Below are 8,143 nucleotides of genomic sequence, written 5' to 3' on the forward strand. Positions count from 1 at the left end.
GACGGGCGCCGCCCGTACGCGGCCGGGCGCCCCCGCCGCCCGCAGCGGCCAGGCCGATCGAGGTGACCGGACCACCGGCGGCGTCGGTCGGGTCGTCCTCGTCGAGGTCCGTGTCCTCGGCGGGCGCCTCGCGGCCCGGGACGGCCAGCGGCATCCCGGTTCGCTCGCTGAGGTCGGCCTGCCGGCCCAGATCGGCCTCGATCTGGGCGAGCCGTTCGAGCATGTCGCTGGCGTCACCGTCACGCTCGCGGATGGTGCGCAGCGCGTCCATCAGCGTCAGCCACTGGTCGCGGTCGACGGTGACCTGGTCGGCCAGCCGGTTGGCCGAGAAGGCCGGGAACAGCCGCTCCGACGCGGCGATGATCTGCCGTACCTCACCCGGGTTGAGGCGGCCGGGCTTCTTCCGGATGAAGGTGGGGACGTCCTTGATACTGATGATCGTCACACCGTCGAGGGCGCCGTCGCTCCACAGCACGTTGGCCTCGACCATCACCAGGATCGGGGTGACCGGAATCTTGAGCATCGGCAGCGCGGCCCGTACCTGGCTGCGGACCTCGCCGCCCAGCCAGGAGGCTCGGTCGATCACCGGCTTGAGCGACTCGCCGTCGCAGATCGCCCCGCCCTTGGTGTAGCGCACTGTCCCCTTGCTGTTGTCACTGCCGATCACCATCACCCCACCGGGACCGATCACGAGGTGGCCGATGGTCGCCTCGGAGTACGGCACGGCCCGGTCGTGCAGGATGATGTAGCCCTGCCGGCGCAGCCGGGCGATGGCCCGGGCGGTTCTGCGCTCGGCCTCGGCGCCCTCCCGCAGCGACTCGATGTCCGGTGCGGTGCCGTACGCGGCGATGATGATGCCGGCCGGCCAGGCCAGGAAGACCAGGAAGAACACCGCGATCGCGATGCCGGGCTGGCCGACCCCGAAGGCGATGACCAGGGCGAGGACGAAGCCGACCACCGCCGCCCGCGCCGCGATGCGGGGGACCTGCCGCGTCAGCCGGTCCCGCCGGACCAGAGCCTGGTTCTCCCGGGCCCGCTGGTACTCCGTCTGCAGGGACTGCCCGGGACGGCCGACTCGGGTCATCGTCGGCCGGGTGATCGTTGCCATCGTGCCCACCATGGTTCGCAGGGGTCGTCAACGTTGGTAGCGGCCCGTCCGCCGGGAACGCCGGGCGTCGTCGCGACAGCGCTGGCACCGAGCCCACGCATGCCCAGGAGATGCATGCCCGCGGGACACACGATCGCCCGGTCACCGTGGGCGAAAGGCCGTCCCCATCGTGCGTCGAAGATCCCTGCAGCGCAAGGGTTGACATCATCGACTCGGGTGCTGCCATCGCGGCGCGGACGTGGGCGGGACGTGGTCGAACGGGGCGGGACGGTGCTGGCGCCGCGCCCGCCGCCGGCCGCCCGCCGACGCCTGCGCGGGTGCGCGGATGCGTGACGGCGCGGTAGTCGCGGCGGTGCGAGGAGTTGCGCGTCGGTTGGGCATCTGCCACTGAAAGTAGCAGTCCAGAGCACCCGGCGCGGGTGATCGGGCCTTCGGACCCCCTATATCGGGCCGCTCGGACCACGTCGTGGCAGGGTCGGGTGGTAGGCGGGCTCGCCGCCGGCTGAACAGGTCAACGCCATCCGCATCCGGATCGCGAAAACGACCTTGGCCGGTGGATGGGACGGGGCTCGCCGAACGGGTGGTGCGGATCACTCGTCCCAATTGTTACTGGCCGGTACGAGTAGGCTCACCCGCGATGGTGGGTGCCAGATGGAGGATGCTGTGAGAATTGCGATCGGTGGAGCGATCACGCTGATCGCTCTCGCGGTAGCCGGACGCCGGGTGTTCTGGCTGTTCCGGCTGATCAGGTCGGGACAGCCGGTGCATGGCCGGCTGGACGACCTGCCGAAGCGCATCTGGACCGAGATCAGCGAGGTCGGCGGTCAGCGGAAGCTGTTGAAGTGGTCGGTGCCGGGCATCGCGCACCTGTTCACTTTCTGGGGTTTCACCATCCTGCTGCTGACCGTCATCGAGGCCTATGGCGGTCTTTTCGACGACGACTTTCACATTCCGTGGTTCGGCCACTGGGCGGCCATCGGATTTCTGGAGGACTTCTTCTCCGTAGCGGTGCTCGCCGGGCTGGCTGCGTTCACGATCATCCGGATCAAGAACGCGCCCGCCCGACTGGAGCGCAAGTCCCGCTTCTACGGTTCGCACACCGGGCCGGCCTGGGTCATCCTCAGCCTGATCACGGCCGTCGTCGTGACCCTGCTGATCTACCGCGGCGCCCAGTACAACACCGGGAACCTGCCCCAGGGCCAGACCAAGTGGGCCTTCGCCTCCTACGTCGTCAGCCGGATCTTCTCGGGCCTCTCGCACGATGTGAACGAGGACATCGAGACGGCCTTCCTGCTGCTCAACATCGCGGTCATCATGGGCTTCTCCGTGCTGGTGGTGTACTCCAAGCACCTGCACATCGGGCTGGCCCCGATCAACGTCGTGCTCAAGCGTGAGCCGGTGGCCCTCGGCCCGCTCGGCAGCACCCCCGACATCGAGAAGCTGATGGAGGAGGACGAGCCGCTCGTCGGCGTCGGCAAGGTCGAGGACTTCACCTGGAAGGCGATGCTCGACTTCGCCACCTGCACCGAGTGCGGGCGTTGCCAGAGCCAGTGCCCCGCCTGGAACACCGGCAAGCCGCTGTCGCCGAAGCTGCTGATCATGGACCTGCGGGACCACCTGTTCGCCAAGGCTCCCTACCTGCTGTCGGCGAAGGGTGGGGCCGAGGGCGAGGAGGCGCCGAAGGCGGTGACCGGGGTCGAAGAGGACGCCCACGCCCACCACGGCGTGCCCGAGTCCGGCTTCGGCCGGGTGCCCGAGCCCGGGCAGCCGCAGGTGGACCGGCCGCTCGTCGGGACCGCCGAGGAGGGCGGGGTCATCGACCCCGACGTGCTGTGGTCGTGCACGAACTGCGGTGCCTGCGTCGAGCAGTGCCCGGTGGACATCGAGCACGTCGACCACATCGTCGACATGCGCCGCTACCAGGTGATGATCGAGTCGGCGTTCCCGTCCGAGGCCGGCGTCATGCTGCGCAACCTGGAGAACAACGGCAACCCCTGGGGCGTGTCGCCGCGGACCCGCACCGAGTGGACCGAGGGCCTGCCCTTCGAGGTGCGGATCATCGGCGACGGCGAGCAGATCCCCGACGACGTCGAGTACCTGTACTGGGTCGGCTGTGCCGGTGCCATCGAGGACCGGGCCAAGAAGGTCGCGCGGTCCTTCGCCGAGCTGCTGCACACCGCGGGCGTCGAGTTCGCGATCCTCGGCACCAACGAGTCCTGCACCGGTGACCCGGCCCGCCGGCTCGGCAACGAGTACCTCTACCAGGAGATGGCCAAGGCGAACATCGAGCTGTTGAACGAAACGGGCGTCAAGAAGATCGTCGCGACCTGCCCGCACTGCTTCAACAGCCTCGCCCGGGAGTACTCCTCGCTCGGCGGCGAGTACGAGGTCGTCCACCACACCCAGCTGCTCGGCAAGCTCGTCGAGGAGCGCAAGCTGGTGCCGATCACCCCGATCGACTCGTCGGTTACTTACCACGACCCGTGCTTCCTCGGCCGGCACAACAAGGTCTACACCCCGCCGCGGGAGATCCTCGAGGCCATCCCCGGTATCCGCGGTCAGGAGATGCACCGCTGCAAGGAGCGCGGGTTCTGCTGCGGCGCCGGCGGCGCGCGGATGTGGATGGAGGAGAAGATCGGCAAGCGGGTCAACGTCGACCGGATGGAGGAGGCTCTCGGCCTCGACCCGGACGTCGTGTCCACCGCGTGCCCGTTCTGCATCGTGATGCTGACCGACGCCGTCACGGAGAAGAAGCTCGCGGGTGAGGCGAAGGAGAGCGTCGAGGTGCTCGACGTCTCCCAGCTCCTGGCCCGTTCGCTGGTCCCGGCGGCTCCGGCAGCCCCGGCGACGACCCCGGTCGAGCCCGTCGGCTGACCGACGGCCAACCCCGCGACCCGGGGCCCTCGCCACCCGCGAGGGCCCCGGGTCGCTTGCCGTTGGACTGTCTTGCCGTTCGGGGGGGACAATCCGGACACAGAACCCCCCCGAAGGGCAAGGTAGGCCGGCCGAGGCGTGCGGGCAGGCGGGGGGCCGGGCCGGGTGGGTCAGGTGGGCGGGAGCTCGCCGTTCGGGACGGGCGCGCGGGTGAAGTCGCGGAAGGCGCGGGACGGCGTCGGACCGCGCTGGCCCTGGTAGCGGGAGCCGTAGACGGCCGAGCCGTAGGAGTGCTCGGCCGGCGAGGTCAGCCGGAACAGGCACAACTGGCCGATCTTCATGCCCGGCCAGAGCTTGATCGGCAGCGTCGCGACGTTCGACAGTTCCAGCGTGACGTGCCCGGAGAAGCCGGGATCGATGAAGCCGGCCGTCGAGTGCGTGAGCAGCCCGAGCCGGCCCAGGCTCGACTTTCCCTCCAGCCGGCCCGCCAGATCGTCCGGCAGGGTGACGACCTCCAGCGTCGAGCCGAGCACGAACTCGCCCGGATGCAGCACGAACGGCTCGTCGCCGTTGGGCGCGATGAGTTCGGTGAGATCCTCCTGCTCGACCGACGGGTCGATGTGGCTGTACCGATGGTTGGCGAAGACCCGGAACCAGCGGTCCAGCCGCAGATCGATGCTGGATGGCTGGATCAGGGCGGGGTCGTGGGGGTCGAGGCGGACCCGGCCCGCGGTGATCTCGGTCCGGATGTCCCGGTCGGACAGCAGCACGCCGTGGACGTTAGAGCATCCGCGGTCGATCTTCACCGCCCGGCCACCCGGTCGACCACCGGCCGGGGTCCGGCCGGTGGAGTGAGACGTAGCGTGACAGGGGTAGGTAGAGGCGTGTCCGCTCGGGGAACGCCCGGTCGGAACGGGGCCTCCCCGGCGCAGAGGCGGGGAATGCGAACACAGGCGGGAGAAGCATGTTCGGGCTACCCGATCACATCCAGGCGTGCCTGTTCGATCTCGACGGGGTGCTCACCAACACCGCGACGGTGCACGCGGCCGCGTGGAAGGAGATGTTCGACGACTTTCTGGAGAACTGGGCCAGCCGGTCCGGTGAACCATTCGTCCCGTTCGACATCGGTGGGGACTACGCCGAGTACGTCGACGGCCGGCCCCGGGTCGACGGGGTACGCGCCTTCCTCGCCGCCCGCCACATCCGCCTGCCCGCGGGGACCGCGGACGACCCGCCGTCCGCGCTGACCGTGAACGCCCTGGCCAACCGCAAGAACATCCTGCTCCTGGAGCGGATCAGGACCGAGGGAGTCGAGGTCTACCCGGGCTCGCGGACCTATCTGGAGGAGCTGTCGAGGCGTGGGCTGCCCCGGGCGGTGGTCTCCTCCAGCGCCAACTGCGTGGAGGTGCTGCGGTCGACCCGCCTCGACGCCTTCGTCGACGCGGTCGTCGACGGCCTGGTCGCGGCTCGAGACCACCTGGCCGGCAAGCCGGCGCCGGACACGTTCCTCGCCGGTGGTCGGCTGCTCGGCGTGCCGCCGGAGCGGGCGGTGGTGTTCGAGGACGCCCTCGCCGGCGTCGAGGCCGGTCGGGCCGGCGGCTTCGGCTACGTGGTCGGCGTCGACCGGGTCGGGCAGGGGCACGCCGAGCAGTTGCGCAAGCACGGCGCCGACGTCGTCGTCGAGGACCTGGCCGATCTGCTCGCGCCGTCCGCGCCGTCCGCGCCGTCCGCCCCCGGGCGTGGCCCGGCATGATCGACAAGGCGTCCTACCTGATCGAGCCATGGGCGATCCGGGAATCCGGCGTCGACCTCTACGATCTGGGCCGGTCCGAATCGTTGTTCGCGTTGTCCAACGGCCACATCGGGCTGCGCGGAAACCTCGACGAGGGTGATCCTCACGGCCTGCCCGGCTCCTACCTGAACTCCGTGCACGAACTGCGTCCCCTGCCGTACGCGGAGGCCGGGTACGGATATCCCGAGTCCGGGCAGACGGTCATCAACGTCACCGACGGCAAGATCATCCGATTGCTGGTGGATGACGAGCCGTTCGACATCCGGTACGGCGAACTACTGTCGCATCAGCGGATGATCGATTTCCGGGAGGGCGTGCTCACCCGCGACGTGGAATGGGTCTCGCCGGCCGGCCAGACGATCCGGGTGCATTCCGAGCGGCTGGTGTCGTTCTCCCAGCGGTCCATCGCCGCCTTCTACTACGAGGTCGAGGCGGTCGGCGAACCGGCCCGGGTCGTCATCCAGTCGGAACTGGTCGCCAACGAGCAGCTCCCGACCCGGCACGGCGACCCGCGGGCCGCCGCCGTGTTGGAGACGCCGCTGATCTCCGAGCGGCACCGCGCCGACGGGACCAAGGTCGAGACCGTGCACATCACCCGGAACAGCGAGATCCGGGTCGCCGCCGCCATGGACCACTACTTCGAGGGCCCGGACTCCCTGGGCATCTCGTCGGAAAGCGAACCCGACGCGGGTCGGGTCACCGCGACGGTCGTGCTGCTGCCCGGCCAGAAGCTGCGAATGGTCAAGTGGCTCGCGTACGGCTGGTCCGAGCAGCGGTCCCTGCCGGCGCTGCGCGACCAGGCCGTGGCCGCGCTCGTCGCCGCCCGCCAGACCGGCTGGGGCGGCCTGGTGCGCGAGCAGAAGGAGTACCTCGACGCGTTCTGGCAGCGCGCCGACGTCGAGGTCGACGGCGACCCGGAGGTCCAGCAGGCCGTCCGGTTCGCGCTGTTCCATGTCCTGCAGTCGGCCGCCCGGGCGGAGCGCCGCGCCATCCCGGCGAAGGGCCTGACCGGTCCCGGCTACGACGGGCACGCCTTCTGGGACTCCGAGACCTACGTGCTGCCGGTGCTGACCTACACCGCTCCCGACGCCGCGGGCGACGCGCTGCGGTGGCGGCACGCGACCCTGCCGCTGGCCCAGGAACGGGCCGAACTGCTGGGCCTCGCCGGCGCCGTGTTCCCGTGGCGCACCATCCACGGCGAGGAGTGCTCCGGGTACTGGCCGGCGGGGACGGCGGCGTTCCACGTCAACGCCGACATCGCCGACGCGGTCGCCCGCTACGTCAACGTCACCGAGGACGAGCGGTTCGAACGCGAGGTCGGCCTGGAGATCCTGGTCGAGACGGCGCGCCTGTGGCGCTCGCTGGGCCACCACGACCTCGACGGCCGGTTCCGCATCGACGGCGTCACCGGCCCGGACGAGTACTCGGCGATCGCCGACAACAACGTCTACACGAACCTGATGGCCCAGCGGAACCTCATCGCCGCCGCGGACGCCGCCCGCCGGCATCCCGACCGCGCTGCCGAGCTCGGCGTGGACGCCGAGGTGACCGCCTCCTGGCGGGACGCGGCCGAGGACATGTTCATTCCCTACGACCCCCATCTCGGGGTCCACCCGCAGTCCGAGGGATTCACCGAGCACCAGGTGTGGGACTTCGAGCACACCACGTCCGATCAGTACCCGCTGCTGCTGCACTTCCCCTACTTCGACCTCTACCGCAAGCAGGTCGTCAAGCAGGCCGACCTCGTGCTCGCGATGCAGCGCTGCGGTGACGCGTTCACCATGGACGAGAAGATCCGCAACTTCGCCTACTACGAGGCGCTGACCGTCCGGGACTCGTCGCTGTCGGCCTGCTGTCAGGCGGTGATGGCGGCCGAGTGCGGCCACCTCTCCCTCGCCCACGACTACCTGCGCGAGGCCGCGCTGATGGACCTGCGCGACATCGAGCACAACACCGGCGACGGCCTGCACATGGCCTCGCTCGCGGGAAGCTGGATCGCGCTGGTGGAGGGCTTCGGCGGCCTGCGCGACAGTGGCGAGGTCATCGCCTTCTCCCCCCGCCTGCCCGAGGGCCTGACCAGGCTCGCCTTCGGCCTGTGCGTGCGCGGGCGGCACCTGCGGGTGGAGGTGTCCGACGCGACGGCCACCTACACCGTCTCCGAGGGTCCGGCGATCACCCTGCTCCACCACGGCCAGACGGTGCGGGTCCAGCCCGGCGAGCCGGTGAGCCTGGACGTGCCGCCGGCCCCGGTGCTGGAACGTCCCCGGCAGCCGCCCGGCCGCGAGCCCCCCCCCAACCCCCCCCCCCCCCCCCCCGCCCCCCCGCCCCCCCCCCCCCCCCCCCCCCCCCCCCCCCCCCCCCCCCCCCCC

Annotated in this window: 5 protein-coding genes; 3 read left to right on the forward strand and 2 right to left on the reverse strand. The window is 70.5% G+C overall.

Features of this window, described 5'->3' with window-relative positions; translation table 11 throughout:
* A partial coding sequence (locus ND748_RS19700) for a nuclease-related domain-containing protein (protein WP_251747478.1) occupies positions 1-1,108 on the reverse strand: 1,108 nt, incomplete at its 3' end.
* Positions 1,109-1,771: 663 nt separating this feature from the next.
* Here ND748_RS19700 and ND748_RS19705 point away from each other — a divergent pair.
* A complete protein-coding gene (locus ND748_RS19705; protein WP_251747479.1) occupies positions 1,772-3,982 on the forward strand; it encodes a (Fe-S)-binding protein in 2,211 nt (736 codons plus the stop codon).
* 170 nt (positions 3,983-4,152) lie between these two features.
* Here ND748_RS19705 and dcd read toward each other — a convergent pair whose 3' ends face one another.
* A complete protein-coding gene (dcd, locus tag ND748_RS19710; RefSeq protein WP_251747482.1) occupies positions 4,153-4,752 on the reverse strand; it encodes a dCTP deaminase in 600 nt (199 codons plus the stop codon).
* A gap of 194 nt (positions 4,753-4,946) precedes the next feature.
* Between dcd and ND748_RS19715 the strand changes: the two genes are divergently transcribed.
* Complete coding sequence (locus ND748_RS19715; RefSeq protein WP_251747480.1) at positions 4,947-5,735, forward strand: beta-phosphoglucomutase family hydrolase; 789 nt, start codon at positions 4,947-4,949, stop codon at positions 5,733-5,735.
* On the forward strand, positions 5,732-8,143 hold a 2,412-nt coding region (locus ND748_RS19720; RefSeq protein WP_251747481.1), incomplete at its 3' end, for a glycoside hydrolase family 65 protein. The genes ND748_RS19715 and ND748_RS19720, both read left to right, overlap by 4 nt.

It is taken from the genome of Frankia sp. AiPs1, from assembly GCF_023716945.1.
GTDB lineage: Bacteria > Actinomycetota > Actinomycetes > Frankiales > Frankiaceae > Frankia.